The following is a 15,233-nucleotide window of genomic DNA, read 5'->3' as shown; positions in this document are numbered from 1 at the left end:
ACTTCGAGTTCCAGTCCCGTTCCCAGCCCCGGATCCCGGAGAGCCCCCTCATGACCAGTCAGACCGCCCCACCCCCGGCCGCCACCGCGGCCGAGCCCGAACCGGCCGGATACCGGCTGCGCTGGGCCGCCCTCGCCGTGATCCTGGCCGCCGAGGTGATGGACCTCCTCGACACCACGATCGTCGGCGTGGCCTCCCCCGCCATCCAGCGCGACTTCGGCGGGGGCGACGCACAGATCCAGTGGATCTCCGCCTCCTACACGCTCGCCTTCGCCGTGCTGCTGATCACCGGCGGCCGGCTCGGCGACCTCTTCGGCCGCCAGCGCCTGTTCGTCCTCGGCGCGGCCGGCTTCACGCTCGCCTCCGTGCTCTGCGCGGCCGCCACCGGCGCGGGCACCCTGATCGCCGCCCGGACCGTCCAGGGCCTGTTCGCCGCACTGCTGATCCCGCAGGGGCTCGGCCTGATCAAGGCGATGTTCCCGCCCAAGGAGATCGGCGCCGCCTTCGGGCTGTTCGGGCCGATCCTCGGGCTCTCCTCCGTCCTCGGCCCCACCCTCGGCGGCTACCTCACCGACGCCGACTGGTTCGGCACCGGCTGGCGGATGGTCTTCCTGATCAACCTGCCGCTCGGGCTGCTCGCCGTGGTGGCCGCCGTCAGGATCCTGCCCGCCAACCGGACCACCCGGGCGGAGGGCGCCGGCCGGCTCGACCCGGTGGGCGTGCTGCTGCTCAGCACCGCCGTCCTGCTGCTGGTCTACCCGCTGGTCCAGGGCCGCGAGCTGGGCTGGCCGCTCTGGACGTACCTGGCCATGGCCGCCTCGCTGCCGGTGCTCCGGCTCTTCGCCCTCCACCAGCGCAGCGTGCTGCGGCGCGGGGGCACCCCGCTGATCGAGCCCTCGCTGTTCGCCAAGCGGGCCTTCACCTCGGCGCTCGCCACCGGCCTGGTCTTCTTCGCCGCGCTCTCCGGCCTGCTGCTGACCTTCACCCTCTACCTCCAGCTCGGCCTCGGCTGGACGTCGCTGCACTCCGGCCTCAGCATGATCCCGCTCTCGCTCGGCATCGTGGCCGGCGCCGTGCTCTCCGGCGGCGTCCTCGGCCCCCGCTACGGCCGCCGGGTGCTGCACGCCGGGATGGCGGTCGCCGCCACCGGCGCGCTCGGGCTCTGGGCCTCGGTGGAGCACTGGGCCGGCGGCCTGACCAGCTGGGCGCTGATCCCCGCGCTGCTGGTCACCGGATTCGGACTCGGCCTGATCATGGCGCCGTTCTTCGACATCGCCCTGGCCGGTGTGGAGGACGCCGAGACCGGCTCGGCCTCCGGCGTGCTCAACGCGCAACAGCAGCTCGGCGGCTCGATCGGGGTCGCCCTGCTCGGCACCGCGTTCTTCGGCTGGGCCGGTCCGGAGGGCTTCCGGCACGCGGCCGGCTGGACCTTCGGCCTCAGCGCGGGCCTGCTCGCGCTGGCCTTCCTGGTGGCCTTCCTGCTGCCCCGCCACGCCCGCCCGCACGAGGAGGGGTGAGCCCGCCTCCGGCCCCTTCCCGCCCCATCACCTGCGCCGTCGCCCGCCGGGACCAGCCCGGCAGGCGGCGGCGCCCGCGCGTGTGCGCCTGGGGGGGTGGCAGGGTCCCGCCGGGTCCGCGACGCCGCGACCCTGCCGACACCGCCTAGGATCCGGGCATGCAAGCGCTTCTGATGGCCGCCCTGCTCGCCGTGGTCCTGCTCTCCCGGATCCAGGAACCGAGACGGTTGGGCAACGGGGTGCTGATCGGCCTGATCGGCGTCTGCGCGGCGCTCGGCACGGTGAGCGCGGTCGGCCACTTCTCCTCGTCGGCCGCGAGCGCCGTCACCGCCGGGGTGGCCGGCGCGGTCTGGCTGAGCGGCCTGGTCGCGGCCGCCCTGCTGGTGGCCAACGGGGTCACCATGGTCCGGCGGGAGGGCACCCGGCCGGCCAGCCTGCTGTCCCTGCTCGCCGGCGCCGCCCTGCTCGCCCTGCTCGGGCTGCTGCTCTCGGCCACCTACCTCAGCGTCCGGGCGCTGCGCGCGGCGGCCGGCGCCGCCGTCCTGCTCGGCGGCTACGGCGCCTTCCTGCTGCTCTGCTTCCTCGGGTACACCCTGCTGTACCGGCGCCTCGCCCCCCGGCCCGGCGCCGACTACCTGGTGGTGCTGGGCGCCGGGCTGAACGGCTGCGAGGTGCCGCCGCTGCTGGCCGCCCGGCTGGACCGGGCGATGGCGCTCTACCGCGCCGAGGAGGCCGCCGGACACGCACCGCTGATGCTGGTGACCGGCGGCAAGGGCCCGGACGAGAGCTGCACCGAGGCCTCGGCGATGGCGGACCACCTGGTCGCCGCCGGCTGCCCGCGGGAGCGGATCCGGCTGGAGGAGAAGGCCACCAGCACCACCGAGAACCTCGCCTTCAGCCGCGAGCTGATGGAGCGCGAACGGCCCGGCTACCACTGCACCGTGGTGACCAGCAGCTTCCACGTGCTGCGCTCCGCCGTGACCACCCGCCGGGCGGGGGTGCCGGGGCAGGTCGTCGGCGCGCCGACGGCCGGGTACTACTGGCCCAGCGCCGTCCTGCGCGAGGTGGTCGCGACGGGCCTGATGTACCCCCGGGCGAACGCAGTCGCCGTGCTGCTGCTCGCGACGGCGGGGGCGGTGGTGGGATGGCGGTGGTGAGCCGCCCGGCCGCCCGCCCCGCCGGACGCGGGGAGGCCCCCGGGTCCGCGAACGGACCCGGGGGCCTCCCGGTACGGCTCGGTGCCGGCCTGGTGCCGGCCTGGTGCCGACTCCGCCCGGCTGGGATCAGCCGAGGTTGGCGAGCGCCTCGTTGAAGGTCTTCGAGGGACGCATCACGGCCGCGGCCTTGGCCGGGTCGGGCTGGTAGTAGCCGCCGATGTCGACCGGCGAGCCCTGCACGGCGATGAGCTCCTCGACGATGACCTGCTCCTGCCCGGCCAGCGCCTCGGCCAGACCGGCGAACGCCTGGGCCAGCTCGGCGTCGGCGGTCTGCCCGGCCAGCTCCTGGGCCCAGTACAGGGCCAGGTAGAAGTGGCTGCCGCGGTTGTCGATGCCGCCGAGGCGACGGCTCGGCGACTTGTCCTCGTTGAGGAAGGTGCCGGTGGCGCGGTCCAGCGTGTCGGCCAGCACCTGGGCGCGGGCGTTGTCGGTGGTCTGGGCCAGGTGCTCGAAGCTGGCGGCCAGCGCGAAGAACTCGCCCAGGCTGTCCCAGCGCAGGTAGTCCTCCTTGACCAGCTGCTGGACGTGCTTCGGGGCGGAGCCGCCGGCGCCGGTCTCGAAGAGGCCGCCGCCGTTCATCAGCGGGACGACCGACAGCATCTTGGCGCTGGTGCCCAGCTCCAGGATCGGGAAGAGGTCGGTGAGGTAGTCGCGCAGCACGTTGCCGGTGACCGAGATGGTGTTCTCGCCGCGGCGGATGCGCTCCAGCGAGAACTTGGTGGCCTCGACCGGGTTCTTGATCTCGATCTGCAGACCGGCCGTGTCGTGCTCCGGCAGGTAGGTCTTGACCTTCTCGATCAGCACGGCGTCGTGCGCGCGGTTCTCGTCCAGCCAGAAGACGGCCGGGTCGCCGGTGGCGCGGGCGCGGGTGACGGCCAGCTTGACCCAGTCCTGGATCGGCAGGTCCTTGGTCTGGCAGGCGCGGAAGATGTCGCCGGCCTCGACGGCCTGCTCCAGCACGACGTTGCCCTCGTCGTCGACGAGCCGGACGGTGCCGGCGGCGGCGATCTCGAAGGTCTTGTCGTGGCTGCCGTACTCCTCGGCCGCCTGGGCCATCAGCCCGACGTTCGGCACCGAGCCGATGGTGGCCGGGTCGAGGGCGCCGTGGGCGCGGCAGTCGTCGATGACGGCCTGGTACACACCGGAGTAGCTGCTGTCCGGCAGCACGGCCAGGGTGTCGGCCTCGTTGCCGTCCGGGCCCCACATGTGGCCGGAGGTGCGGATCATGGCCGGCATCGAGGCGTCGACGATGACGTCGCTCGGCACGTGCAGGTTGGTGATGCCCTTGTCGGAGTCGACCATGGCCAGGGCCGGGCCCTCGGCCAGCTCGGCCTCGAAGGAGGCCTTGATCTCGGCGCCGTTCTCCAGCTTCTCGAGCCCGCCCAGGATGCCGCCGAGGCCGTTGTTCGGGTTCAGACCGGCCGCGGCCAGCGCCTCGCCGTACTTGGCGAAGGTGTTCGGGAAGAAGGCGCGGACCACGTGGCCGAAGATGATCGGGTCGGAGACCTTCATCATGGTGGCCTTGAGGTGCACCGAGAACAGCACGCCCTCGCTCTTGGCGCGGGCGACCTGGGCCGCCAGGAACTCGTGCAGCGCGGCGACGTGCAGCACCGAGGCGTCGACGACCTCGCCGGCCAGGACCGGGACGGACGGACGCAGCACGGTGGTGGTGCCGTCCTCGGCGACCAGCTCGATGCGCAGCGAGCCGGCCGAGGAGACCACCGCGGACTTCTCGGTGGACCGGAAGTCGTTCGCGCCCATGGTCGCGACGTTGGTCTTGGAGTCGGCCGACCAGGCGCCCATGCGGTGCGGGTGCGTCTTGGCGTAGTTCTTGACCGACGCGGGGGCGCGGCGGTCGGAGTTGCCCTCGCGCAGGACAGGGTTGACCGCGCTGCCCTTGACCTTGTCGTAGCGGGCCCGGACGTCCTTGTCCTCGTCCGTCTGCGGGTCGTCCGGGTAGTCCGGCAGCGCGTAGCCCTGCGCCTGGAGCTCGGCGACCGCCGCCTTCAGCTGCGGGATGGAGGCCGAGATGTTCGGCAGCTTGATGATGTTGGCGCTCGGGGTCTTGGCGAGTTCGCCCAGCTCGGCGAGGGCGTCCTCGATCCGCTGGCCCTCCTCCAGACGCTCCGGGAAGCTCGCGATGATCCGCCCGGCGAGGGAGATGTCGCGGGTCTCCACCCGCACACCCGCCGTCGAGGCGTAAGCCTGCACCACAGGCAGGAACGAGTACGTTGCCAGGGCCGGCGCCTCGTCGGTGTGCGTATAGATGATGGTCGAGTCAGTCATCGGTACTCCGCTTCACGTCTCCAACGTCTTGATGTCAAGATATCTCGTGTTCGCCCCTTCGCTCCACCTCCCCCCGTACCGGAGTGCGCTCCCGCGCCCGGGCGGGCCGGCGGCGGTCAGCTCCACCGTCGTCCCGGGGCGGGCGCCGGGCAAGCGGAGCAGCGGGGCGCGGGCCTGCGGAACCCCCCGCCGGCGGCCTCACCGGTGTGCGGCGAGCCGGGCGTCGAACTCGGCCTCGTCGGCCAGGAACCAGAGCTGGCCGCCCCGGTTGCTCTCCCGGACGAAGTCCCGCAGCGGGCCGCTGCCGTCGGTGTGGCGGGAGATGTCACCGATGACGGCCAGGCCGAGCCGGTAGGTGGCGAACTTCTGCACGATCCCGCCCGCGATCCGGGTGCTGAGGCGGAAGAAGTCCTCCTCGAAGCGCTCGACGGGCACCACGACCCAGGCCGCGCCCGCCGCGAACGCGTCACCGATCAGATCGGTGGCATCCCGTTCGTCGCGCACCGGCGGGCCGTCGGCGGGCAGGCGCAGGACGGTGACGGCGGACTCAGACATCGGCGTTCTCCCCGATCAGTGCGTTGACGATGACGAGCAGCTCGGCCGTGTCGGCCAGACCCCCGAGGATGACCACCTTGAGCGTCGAGCGCTGCTCGTCGTGCAGGGTCTGGACCCGCAGCGGTCCGTCCTCACGCGGGCCCGCGACGGCCGCCATCAGGGTGTTGGCCAGCCGGGCGGCCTCCACCGTCCCGATCGCGTCGATCTGCACGATGGTCGAGGCCTCGGCGTGGCGCCGCTCCTCGGACGGCGCGGGCGCGGGGGCACCGGTGAACTCCGCGAGGTCCTGGGCGGTGATCCGGTACTGCTTGCCGATCCTGGTCGCCCGGAGACGGCCGTCGCGGACGTAGCCGCGCACCGTGCGCACGTGCAGGTCCAGCAGTTCGGCCACCTGTTCCACCGAGTAGTAGGGCGCCACCAGGCCTCACTTCCTTCGATCTTCCTTATCATTACGCAAACTACCACAACAATCGGGAATATAGGGAAGGAAAGGGAAGGTGTGATCGGGGGGAAGTCCGGGGACCGTCAGGACTCCGTCAACACAGCACCGCATTCGGTCAACGCCGCGTCAGGGGAGCGACCGACGGCCCGCCGCCGCCCTAGCGTCGGAGTAAGCAGTTCCCGCAGGCCCCACCACTCCTTGGGAGCACCGCATGGCCCCCGTCGTCTGGCACGTCCCGGTCACCGTCACCGGATCCACCACCGCCCTCCGGCTCTTCCGCCTGCGCGACGGCCGTCGCTGCGCGGTGGGCTTCGCCACCACCGAGGCGCTGACCGCGCTCCTCGGACCGGACCAGGCGTGCACCGAACTCGCCGAGCCTGCGCTGCGGGCGCTCGCCGCGCCGCTCGGCGTGGACGCCCTGGTCCTGGATCCACGGCTGGTGGCACCGCCCGTCGCCAGGCCCGCCCGGGAGGGCGCGGCCAGCACGCCCGCCGGGCCCTCCGGCCACACCGCGGCGGCTGTCCGGACCGAGCTCCAGCACCGGTGACGACGCTCCGGCTCGTCCCCGGCGCCCGGTCGCCCGAACCGGACCGGCGGGCCGCCGGCCCGGGACAGCGCTCCCCCGGGCCGGCGGCCCGGCCCGGGGGAGCCCCGCACGCCGGCGGCGGGCGGCCCCTGCACGCCCTGGTCCGGGTCGGCTTCGGCCCCGTACCGCTCGACTTCGACCGGCTCGCCGCCGAGTTCCCGGCCATCCGGAGCGGGTTCGCGCTGGCCGGCGACGCCGACCTCGAACTGCGGCTCGTCTGCGGCGGCCCCCAGGAGTTGCGCGCGGTCTCCACCGCGCTGCTCCGGGCCGGCGCGGTGCGGGTCCAGGTCGACCTCGTGCTGCGCGCCCTGACACCTGCTCCGCCGACGCTGCGGCCGGTGCCGTGAGGCCGCCCGCGCCCCACCGTCGACCGGGCGGGGCGCGGGCGGCCCTAGCGGTCAGCCGCTCTGGCGGGTGAGCAGCGCGATCGCGGCCAGCAGCAGAACGGAGCCCGCCAGCAGGGCCGGGGTCACCGGCTCGCCGAAGCAGACGGTGGCGAGCAGCGCGGCGGTCGCCGGCTCCAGCAGCACCAGCACGGCGGCCGTCGCCCCGGGGACGGCCGTCAGACCGGTGAAGTACCAGCGGTAGGCGAGCAGCGTGGGGACGGTCCCCAGGAAGAGCAGCGCGCCCGCCGTCAGCGCCGGACCGCCCGCGGTCGGCAGCACCCCGTCGGCCGCGGCCAGGGGCAGCAGGCAGAGCATGCCGGTGGTGAAGGCGCCGACGTCCGCCCGGGCCGAACCGCCGCCGCGGGCCCAGAGGGTGAGGCCGCTCTGCCCGGCGCCCGCCAGGACGGCGAGCGCCACGCCGAGCACCGGCCGCGGGCCGGCCGCCGGGGCGGCGACCAGCAGGACCAGCCCGCCCAGCGCGACCGCGATCGCGATCGCTGCCCGCGCGGTGAGCCGCTCACCGAGCAGCAGATGGGCGCCGAGACTGGTCAGGACGGGCCCCGCACCGATGGTGACCAGGGTGCCGAGGCCGAGACCGGCGTACTGCACCGAGCCGAAGTAGGCGCACTGGCTCACCGCCAGCCCGAGCCCGGTGAGCAGGGCCGCGCCGCGCGCACCGGCGCGCCCCCGGCGGGCGGGGAGGAGGGCCAGACAGCCGGCCGCGACGGCGAACCGCCAGAAGCAGACGGCCACCGGGCCGAGCCCGGTGGTCCGCAGCAGCAGCGCGGCGGCGGCGCCGCCCAGGCCCCAGGCGACGGCGGCGGCCGAGATGGACAGCAGGCCGTGCCGGAGCGGCACGGCGGAACGAGTGGTCATGCGTTGGTTCTCCACGATGGTGGGCCGGTGACGTCCGCGGTCGACGCGGGCGGCATCCAGCGGCCCGGTGGCGACGGCGCCGCCGGGCGGGGAATCGTGGAGCGCGCCCGCTAGCGGGCGGGCGGCGGAAGAATCACGGAACGCATGGCGGTCAGCCTACGCGGCCGCCCGGACCCGACCCCTGTGCGGCCCCCGCCGGGCGGTCGTGATCTTCTGCTGGTGGGCCGCCGCGACGTACCGTCGGCGGCGACGCGGTGGAAGTCGGCTTCCACCCCCGGACCGGGAGGAGCAGCAGCGTGGAGCACCTGACGTACGGCGAGGTCGAGGCGGCCGGGCGGCGGATCGCGGGGCGGGTGCGGCCGGTGGTGGTGGCACCCGGGGACGACGGCGGGCGGGTCTGGCTGGCCCTGGAGTACCTCCAGCACACCGGCAGCTTCAAGGCCCGCGGGGCGCAGAACTTCCTGCTCGCGCACACCGAGGCGGGCACCCTCCCGGCCGCCGGGGTGACCATCGCCTCCGGCGGGAACGCGGGCCTGGCCTGCGCCTGGGCGGCCCGCGAACTCGGCGTGCGGGCCACCGTGTTCCTGCCGGAGACCGCGCCCGCGGTCAAGGTGGCCCGGCTGCGCTCCTACGGGGCCGAGGTGCGGCTGGCGGGCCGCGAGTACGCCGAGGCGCTGGCGGCCTGCGAGGAGTTCGCGGCGGACGGCGGCGCGCTCGCCTCGCACGCGTACGACCACCCGCTGATCGCGGCCGGGGCCGGGACGGTGCTGGACGAGATCGTGGCCCGGCTGCCCGGTCTGGACACGGTGGTGGTCTCGGTGGGCGGCGGCGGACTGTTCGCCGGGGTGGCCGCCGCGGCGCGGGAGCACGGCGTCCGGGTGGTGGCGGTGGAGCCGACGGGGAGCCGGGCCCTGGGCGCGGCCCTCGCGGCCGGCCACCCGGTGGACGTCCCGGTGGACTCGGTGGCCGCGGACTCCCTGGGGGCCCGCCGGGCCACCGCGCTGGCCGTGCACGCCGCCCGGCAGGACGGCGTCCGCACCGTGCTGGTACCGGACGACGCCATCGTCCGGGCCCGGCAGGCGCTCTGGGACGAGCGGCGGATCGCCGTCGAGCACGCGGCGGCCACCGCGCTCGCCGCGGTGACGGAGCTGGACGACGTGGCCGGCGAGCGGATCGCGGTGCTGCTCTGCGGCGCCAACACCGACCCCTCCGACCTGGTGGCGGCCGGATAGTCGGGCGGCGGCCCGGCCCCGGGGCTCCTCAGCCGATGCCCTGCCGGTCCGGCAGCAGGGCGAAGGCGCGGACCTCCGGATCGGGCAGCTGTTCGACCACGGCACGGTCCAACAGGCGCCGCTGCTCCAGGAGTTGCGAGCGCCGCCGGCCGGGGCTGATCAGCAGCAGGTCGTCCAGGGCGGCCGCCAGCCGGCGGGTCACCTGCGGGTGGCCCGCCCCGCAGAGCCGGATCTCGGTGAACGCGAGGTCGACCACGGATTGCCAGTCCGGCACCGGTTCGACCAGCCGGACGACGCCGGCCCGGTCGCGGAAGCAGAGGTCCCCGAAGCTCTCGTGCACCAGCATCCCGAGCAGTTGGTGGATCCGGTCGATCGCCTGCACGGCGGTGGTCGGGTCGTTGACGGCGGGCGAGAGCGCGCGGATCGCGATGTCGACCAGCTGCCGGAACCCGAAGCTGAGGTCCTGGTGCATGGTGCGGTCGACGCCGACGTTGAGCGCCAGGGCGATCCCCCGCGGGCGCGGCGGCCGGTCGGCGGACCCGGCCACCCGGACGATCGGGGTGCCGGGCGTGATGAAGTCGCCGATCCTGGGCACCAGATGGAGCACCACGTCGTGCTTGCGGGCGATCCGGACCAGGCGGCCGATGTTGACGTCGCGCAGCACCCCGGAGCGCCCCTCGTGGAGCAGGGTGGGCGCCCCCTCCGGGACGGCCGGCGGCTGCGGCTCGGGCGGCATCCGTCGGTACTGGAGGATCACCGCCACCGACTCGTTGGCGACCCGGTCGATGACGTGCGGCACCCGCAGCAGCCGCATGGTGGACTGCACGTAGAGCACGAACAGCGCCAGGCTGAGCAGTACCAGCAGGAGGGAGCCGAGGCCGGAGAAGACCGGCACCGAGGTGACCTTCGCCGGGTCGGTGGAGTCGTCGTAGCTGAGCTGGACGAGCAGGGCGAACAGGAAGGTGGCCAGGCAGACCGAGAAGGTGGCCTTGGTGAGCCGGCTGCGGACGTACAGCCGCAGGACGCGCGGGGAGAACTGGCTGGCGCCCATCTGCAGGGCGACCAGCGAGATCGAGAACACCACGCCGATGAACGTGAGCATCGCCGAACTCACCGTCGAGACCACGCTCTTGGCCGCACCGGTGAACCGCATCAGCTCGTCCGCCGAGCCGGTCTCGGCGACGCTGGCGGTGACCACGGCCTCGTCCAGCCAGGCCGTCACCCCGGAGAGCAGTACCGCGGCGACGCAGGTGACCAGCGGGGCGAACCAGAACGACTCCCTCAGGTGCTCGCGCAGCGGGGAGAGCGGGCGGTAGCGGCCGGGCCGGCGATCGGTCATCGCCCCAGGCTAGGGCTTGTCCGACCATTCGCATCGGATCAGCGCCCGGCCGGCCGCGCGCGCGGGGCGGCCCCGCGGCGGCGGCCCCGGCGCTCAGTCCCCGTCGAGCACCCGCCGGAGGGCGAGCGCGTCGGGGGCCGCGGCGATGAGCAGCCGGGCGTCCGGATCGGGCAGGGTGAGCAGAGCGGCGTCCCCGGCCTCGGGCCACCGCGGCGGCGCGGGCGGCGGGTGGCCGACGGTGAGCAGCTGGCCGGTGGCCCGGTGGCCGCCGAGGACGGCGGGACCGTCCCAGCCGGGGGCGCCGGGGCCGAGGTCGGTCCGCTGGTCCAGCAGGAGCCGGCCGGCCCGGCGCACGGTCAGCCGGGAGGTGAGCCGGCCGGGGCCGGCGGCCCGGGCCCAGTCGTGGTGGCGGCCGAGGATCTGCTCCTCGCGGTAGCGCAGCCGGGCACCGGCGGCGAGGGTGATCCGGGTGTGCAGCAGGAGGTGGCTGCCGGCGGCGGCGACCACCGGCTCGGGGCACCAGTCGAGCCGGGCGCCCTCCCCCACCGTCAGTTCGACGTCGTAGTGGGCGGGGCCGGGGCCGGGCAGGCTGATGGTGGCGGCCGCGCTGGTCACGGTGAGGGCCGCGCCGTCGGCCACCTCGACCGCGAGTGCCAGCCGGTCGCCGCCGAGCGGCGCGGCCATCGAGCCGACGATCACCACCCGGGCTCCGCCGTCGGCGTCCCGGGTGCGCCGTGGGGCGAGCGGTCCGGCGCCGGAGAGGACGGGCAGGGCGGTCGCGCCCCGCCCGTCGGGTTCGGCCCGGATCCGGGCCCGGGCCACCAGCGCGGCCCGGGGCGCGTCGGCCGGGACGGGACCGGCCGCGGCCGTCGTCACCGGAGCCGTCAGGTTGGGAGCCGTCACCATGGGAGCCGTCACGGCCGGGTGCGCCAGTCGGCCAGCCGCTCCCGGACCCAGGCGGCGACCGGTGCCACGCCGTCGGGCGAGGTGAGCGCGGAGAACACGGTGGGCAGGGCGCCGCGCTGGGCGGCGGCGTCGCGGGCCATCACGTCGAGGTCGGCGCCGACCAGCGGGGCGAGGTCGGTCTTGTTGATCACCAGCAGGTCCGAGGTGGAGATCCCCGGGCCGCCCTTGCGCGGGATCTTGTCCCCGCCGGAGACGTCGATGACGAAGATCTGGTGGTCGACCAGGCCCCGGCTGAAGGTGGCGGTGAGGTTGTCGCCGCCGGACTCGACCAGGACGAGGTCGAGCGGCCCGACCGCCTCCTCCAGTTCCTCGACGGCCTCCAGGTTGGCGGAGATGTCGTCGCGGATGGCGGTGTGCGGGCAGCAGCCGGTCTCCACGGCGGTGATCCGCTCGGGCGGCAGGACGGCGTTGCGCAGCAGGAACTCCGCGTCCTCGGTGGTGTAGATGTCGTTGGTGACGACGGCCAGCGACAACTCCTCGCGCAGCAGGCGGCAGAGCGCGGCGACGGTGGCGGTCTTGCCGGAGCCGACCGGCCCGCCGAGGCCGATCCGCAGGGCGCGCCGGCGGGTGCCGCCGGTCGCGGTGGAGGTGTAGGTGTGGCGGGCGGGGGCGTCGACGGGGTCGGCGTGGTCACGATGCAAAGAGGCGGACCTTCCAGGAGTGGTGCTGCTCGGCGTAGACGTCGAGCAGCGGCGCGGAGGCGGCGGGCAGCGCGTCAGGGTCCCCGCACAGGGCGGCGGTGACGGCGGCCTCGGCCACGGTGTCGAGTTCGGGGGCGAGCCGGGCCAGCGCGGCCGCGACCTCGTACGGGTCCAGGCCCAGCAGCCGCAGGCAGGCGGTGGCCGGGCCGTTGACGCTCTCGTGGGCGGCGGCGGTCGCGGCCTGGGCGGGGGTGAGGCCGGCGGCCAGCGCGGCGGTGCCGAGGACGATGCTCTGGTGCGCGCCGCGCGGGAACTCGGCGGCCAGCCGGTCGAGTCCGGGGTGCGGCCAGGCCGCGCGGGCGGCGCGAAGCAGTTGTCGGCCAAGCCGGCGGCTGGTGGCGCGCAGGGCGGGTGAGGCGGTGCGGGCCTCGGCGGCCGCGTCGAGCCGGCCGGCGTCCTGGCCGGCGGCGGCCGCCGCGGCCAGGGCGGCCGACACCAGACCGGTGGTGTGCAGCCGCCCGGTGAGGAAGGCCGCCATGCTCGCGGTGTCCCGCACCCGCCCGGACCGGACCGCCGCCTCGGCCCCGCCGGAGTGGGCGTGCCCGCCGGCGGGGAACCGGCCGTCGGCGAGCAGCAGGAGCGCGGCGAGGCCCATCAGAAGAGGAAGTACCGCTGGGCGAGCGGCAGTTCGGCGGCCGGTTCGGGGGTGACGAGTTCCCCGTCGATGGTGACGGTGAAGGTGTCGGGTTCGACCCGGACGTCCGGCCGCGCGCTGTTGTTGACCATCCGCTCCTTGGTGACCCCCCGGGTGTTCCGGATCGCGCTGAACGCCTTGGCGACCCCCAGCTGTTCGGCCAGCCGCTCGGGCAGGCCGTCCTCGATCGCCGCCGCCGCGGTGAAGTTGAGCGAGTTGGCCGCCGCCGAGCGCCCGATGGCGCCGAACATCGGCCGGGGCAGCATCGGCTGGGGCGTCGGGATGGACGCGTTGGCGTCGCCCATCTGCGCCCAGGCGATCTGGCCGCCCTTGACCACGAGGTCCGGCTTGACCCCGAAGAAGGCGGGTGACCAGAGCACCAGGTCGGCGAGCTTGCCCGGTTCGACCGAGCCGATCTCGCCGTCCAGACCCTGGGCGACGGCCGGGTTGATGGTGTACTTGGCGACGTAGCGCCGGGCCCGGTGGTTGTCGGCCCGGCCGTCGCCGGCGAGCGGGCCGCGCCGGGCCTTCATCACGTGGGCGGTCTGCCAGGTGCGCAGGACCACCTCCCCGATCCGGCCCATGGCCTGGGAGTCGGAGCTGATGATGGAGATGGCGCCGAGGTCGTGCAGGATGTCCTCGGCGGCGATGGTCGACGGCCGGATCCGGGACTCGGCGAAGGCGAGGTCCTCCGGCACGTACGGGCTGAGGTGGTGACAGACCATCAGCATGTCGAGGTGCTCGGAGACGGTGTTGACGGTGTGCGGCCTGGTCGGGTTGGTGGAGCTGGGCAGCACGTTCGCGGCGCCCACCACGGTGATGATGTCCGGCGCGTGGCCGCCGCCCGCGCCCTCGGTGTGGTAGGCGTGGACGCCCCGGCCGGCGATCGCCGCGAGGGTGTCGCCGACGAAGCCGGCCTCGTTCAGGGTGTCGGTGTGGATGGCCAGTTGGGCACCGGTCTCGTCGCAGACCCGGAGGCAGGCGTCGATCGCGGCCGGCGTGGCGCCCCAGTCCTCGTGGATCTTGAACCCGAGCGCGCCGGCCCGCAGCTGGTCGTGCATCGAGGCCCGGTTGACGGTGTTGCCCTTGCCGAGCAGGCCGATGTTGACCGGCAGGCCGTCCAGTGCCGCGAAGACCCGGCCGAGGTGCCACGCCCCCGGGGTGATCGTGGTCGCTTTGCTGCCCTCGGCCGGTCCGGTGCCGCCGCCGACCAGGGTGGTGACCCCGGAGGCCAGCGCCTCGTCCACCAACTGCGGGCAGATGAAGTGCACATGGGCGTCCACGGCGCCGGCGGTGACGATCCGGCCGTTGCCGGAGATCACCTCGGTCTCCGGTCCGATCACCAGGTCCGGGTGGACACCGTCCATGGTCTCGGGGTTGCCGGCCTTGCCGAGGGCGGTGATCCGGCCGTCCCGGATGCCGATGTCGGCCTTGACGACGCCCCAGTGGTCGAGCACCACGGCGCCGGTGATGACGGTGTCCGGGGCGCCCTCGGCGCGGCTGGTCCGGGCCTGGCCCATCGACTCCCGGATCACCTTGCCGCCACCGAAGACGGCCTCGTCGCCGCCGCGGCCGCGGTCCTCCTCGACCTCGATCAGCAGATTCGTGTCACCGAGCCGGATCCGGTCGCCGGTGGTCGGGCCGTACAGGTCGGCGTAGCGCTCGCGGGTCAGCCAGAGGGCGGGGCGGTCAGTCATCGAGCGCACCTCCGACCGCGCCGCGCAGGCCGAGGACCTCGCGCCGGCCGGCGATCGGGACGAGTTCGACCTCCACCGGGATGCCCGGTTCGAAGCGGACGGCGGTGCCGGCCGGGATGTTCAGCCGTAGGCCGCGCGCGGTGGACCGGTCGAAGTCCAGGCCGGGGTTGGCCTCCCCGAAGTGGTAGTGCGAGCCCACCTGGACGGGCCGGTCGGCGGCGTTGACGACGGTCAACCGGGTGACCGGCAAACCGGGGTTGAGGCCGATCGCGCCCTCCCCGTGGAGGATCTGCCCCGGGAACGCCCGCTCGCCGCTCACTGGATCGGCCCGTGCACGGTGACGAGCTTGGTCCCGTCCGGGAAGGTCGCCTCGACCTGGACGTCCGGGATCATCTCCGCGATCCCCTCCATGACGTCGTCCCGGGTGAGCACCTTGCGGCCGGAGTCCATCAGCTCGGCGACGGTCCGGCCGTCCCGGGCGCCCTCCAGGACGTGCGAGGTGATCAGCGCGACCGTCTCGGGGTGGTTGAGCCGCAGCCCCCGCGCCCGGCGGGCGCGGGCCACCTCGGCGGCCACGTGGATGAGCAGGCGTTCCTGCTCGTGGGGGGTGAGTCTCATCTGCGCGCACCTCGGGAGGAGTTCGAGCGCACGGACACAACGCTGTGCCGCGGTGGTGGCGCATACCGTAGCGAACGAACGACCCCGGCCACAGGGCACCTCACCGATTCCGCCCGGTATCCCTATGCGGCCGCCACTATTTCTATAACCCTATTTGCCGTCCACATTGCCGGATCTTGTG

General features: G+C 74.5%; 16 protein-coding genes. 5 read left to right on the top strand and 11 right to left on the bottom strand.

The window, feature by feature from the left end; genetic code table 11:
* The first annotated feature begins 50 nt into the window (after positions 1-50).
* Both ACIF6L_RS29560 and ACIF6L_RS29555 read left to right on the top strand, forming a co-directional pair.
* Positions 51-1,517: an MFS transporter gene (locus ACIF6L_RS29560; protein ID WP_396490548.1), complete on the top strand. Its 1,467-nt coding sequence runs from the start codon at positions 51-53 to the stop codon at positions 1,515-1,517.
* Positions 1,518-1,675: 158 nt separating this feature from the next.
* Positions 1,676-2,674, top strand: a complete 999-nt coding sequence (locus ACIF6L_RS29555) for a YdcF family protein (protein ID WP_329490996.1) — start codon at positions 1,676-1,678, stop codon at positions 2,672-2,674.
* Positions 2,675-2,800: 126 nt separating this feature from the next.
* Here ACIF6L_RS29555 and ACIF6L_RS29550 read toward each other — a convergent pair whose 3' ends face one another.
* The 3 genes from ACIF6L_RS29550 to ACIF6L_RS29540 all read right to left on the bottom strand — a co-directional run bounded on the left by ACIF6L_RS29550 (position 2,801) and on the right by ACIF6L_RS29540 (position 5,993).
* The gene (locus ACIF6L_RS29550; protein ID WP_359809792.1) at positions 2,801-5,020 is read right to left on the bottom strand and encodes an NADP-dependent isocitrate dehydrogenase; all 2,220 of its coding nucleotides are present in this window, start codon (positions 5,018-5,020) and stop codon (positions 2,801-2,803) included.
* Between the two features lie 198 nt (positions 5,021-5,218).
* Entirely contained in the window at positions 5,219-5,575 is a 357-nt protein-coding gene (locus ACIF6L_RS29545) for a DUF4180 domain-containing protein (RefSeq protein WP_359839591.1), read from the bottom strand.
* On the bottom strand, positions 5,568-5,993 hold the full coding sequence (locus tag ACIF6L_RS29540) for a helix-turn-helix domain-containing protein (RefSeq protein ID WP_396490545.1): 426 nt from the start codon (positions 5,991-5,993) through the stop codon (positions 5,568-5,570). The genes ACIF6L_RS29545 and ACIF6L_RS29540 overlap by 8 nt, the downstream gene beginning before the upstream one ends.
* A gap of 235 nt (positions 5,994-6,228) precedes the next feature.
* Between ACIF6L_RS29540 and ACIF6L_RS29535 the strand changes: the two genes are divergently transcribed.
* On the top strand, positions 6,229-6,564 hold the full coding sequence (locus ACIF6L_RS29535; protein ID WP_396490543.1) for an SAV_915 family protein: 336 nt from the start codon (positions 6,229-6,231) through the stop codon (positions 6,562-6,564).
* Complete coding sequence (locus ACIF6L_RS29530; protein ID WP_396490541.1) at positions 6,561-6,950, top strand: hypothetical protein; 390 nt, start codon at positions 6,561-6,563, stop codon at positions 6,948-6,950. Before ACIF6L_RS29535 ends, ACIF6L_RS29530 begins: the two co-directional genes overlap by 4 nt.
* A gap of 51 nt (positions 6,951-7,001) precedes the next feature.
* Here ACIF6L_RS29530 and ACIF6L_RS29525 read toward each other — a convergent pair whose 3' ends face one another.
* Positions 7,002-7,865 carry a DMT family transporter gene (locus tag ACIF6L_RS29525; RefSeq protein ID WP_396490539.1) on the bottom strand — a complete coding sequence of 288 codons (864 nt, stop codon included), beginning with the start codon at positions 7,863-7,865 and terminating at the stop codon, positions 7,002-7,004.
* A gap of 296 nt (positions 7,866-8,161) precedes the next feature.
* Here ACIF6L_RS29525 and ACIF6L_RS29520 point away from each other — a divergent pair, with 296 nt between their 5' ends.
* Positions 8,162-9,097, top strand: coding sequence for a serine/threonine dehydratase (locus tag ACIF6L_RS29520; protein WP_359836046.1), 936 nt, complete (start codon positions 8,162-8,164; stop codon positions 9,095-9,097).
* Between the two features lie 28 nt (positions 9,098-9,125).
* Here ACIF6L_RS29520 and ACIF6L_RS29515 read toward each other — a convergent pair whose 3' ends face one another.
* The 7 genes from ACIF6L_RS29515 to ACIF6L_RS29485 all read right to left on the bottom strand — a co-directional run bounded on the left by ACIF6L_RS29515 (position 9,126) and on the right by ACIF6L_RS29485 (position 15,052).
* Positions 9,126-10,436, bottom strand: a complete 1,311-nt coding sequence (locus ACIF6L_RS29515; RefSeq protein WP_396490537.1) for a DUF2254 domain-containing protein — start codon at positions 10,434-10,436, stop codon at positions 9,126-9,128.
* 93 nt (positions 10,437-10,529) lie between these two features.
* Complete coding sequence (locus tag ACIF6L_RS29510) at positions 10,530-11,354, bottom strand: urease accessory protein UreD (protein ID WP_396490535.1); 825 nt, start codon at positions 11,352-11,354, stop codon at positions 10,530-10,532.
* Complete coding sequence (gene ureG, locus ACIF6L_RS29505) at positions 11,351-12,043, bottom strand: urease accessory protein UreG (protein ID WP_352294307.1); 693 nt, start codon at positions 12,041-12,043, stop codon at positions 11,351-11,353. The genes ACIF6L_RS29510 and ureG overlap by 4 nt, the downstream gene beginning before the upstream one ends.
* A complete protein-coding gene (locus ACIF6L_RS29500; RefSeq protein ID WP_396490533.1) occupies positions 12,033-12,698 on the bottom strand; it encodes an urease accessory protein UreF in 666 nt (221 codons plus the stop codon). The genes ureG and ACIF6L_RS29500 overlap by 11 nt, the downstream gene beginning before the upstream one ends.
* Positions 12,698-14,434: an urease subunit alpha gene (locus ACIF6L_RS29495; RefSeq protein ID WP_359806175.1), complete on the bottom strand. Its 1,737-nt coding sequence runs from the start codon at positions 14,432-14,434 to the stop codon at positions 12,698-12,700. The genes ACIF6L_RS29500 and ACIF6L_RS29495 overlap by 1 nt, the downstream gene beginning before the upstream one ends.
* The gene (locus ACIF6L_RS29490) at positions 14,427-14,753 is read right to left on the bottom strand and encodes an urease subunit beta (RefSeq protein ID WP_329490984.1); all 327 of its coding nucleotides are present in this window, start codon (positions 14,751-14,753) and stop codon (positions 14,427-14,429) included. Before ACIF6L_RS29490 ends, ACIF6L_RS29495 begins: the two co-directional genes overlap by 8 nt.
* Positions 14,750-15,052 carry an urease subunit gamma gene (locus ACIF6L_RS29485; protein WP_329490983.1) on the bottom strand — a complete coding sequence of 101 codons (303 nt, stop codon included), beginning with the start codon at positions 15,050-15,052 and terminating at the stop codon, positions 14,750-14,752. The genes ACIF6L_RS29490 and ACIF6L_RS29485 overlap by 4 nt, the downstream gene beginning before the upstream one ends.
* Positions 15,053-15,233: the final 181 nt, after the last annotated feature.

It is taken from the genome of Kitasatospora sp. NPDC086009, from assembly GCF_044540385.1.
Classification (GTDB): Bacteria; Actinomycetota; Actinomycetes; order Streptomycetales; family Streptomycetaceae; genus Kitasatospora.
Note: the sequence above shows the minus strand (reverse complement) of the source record. Positions and strands in the feature narration are given on the sequence as shown.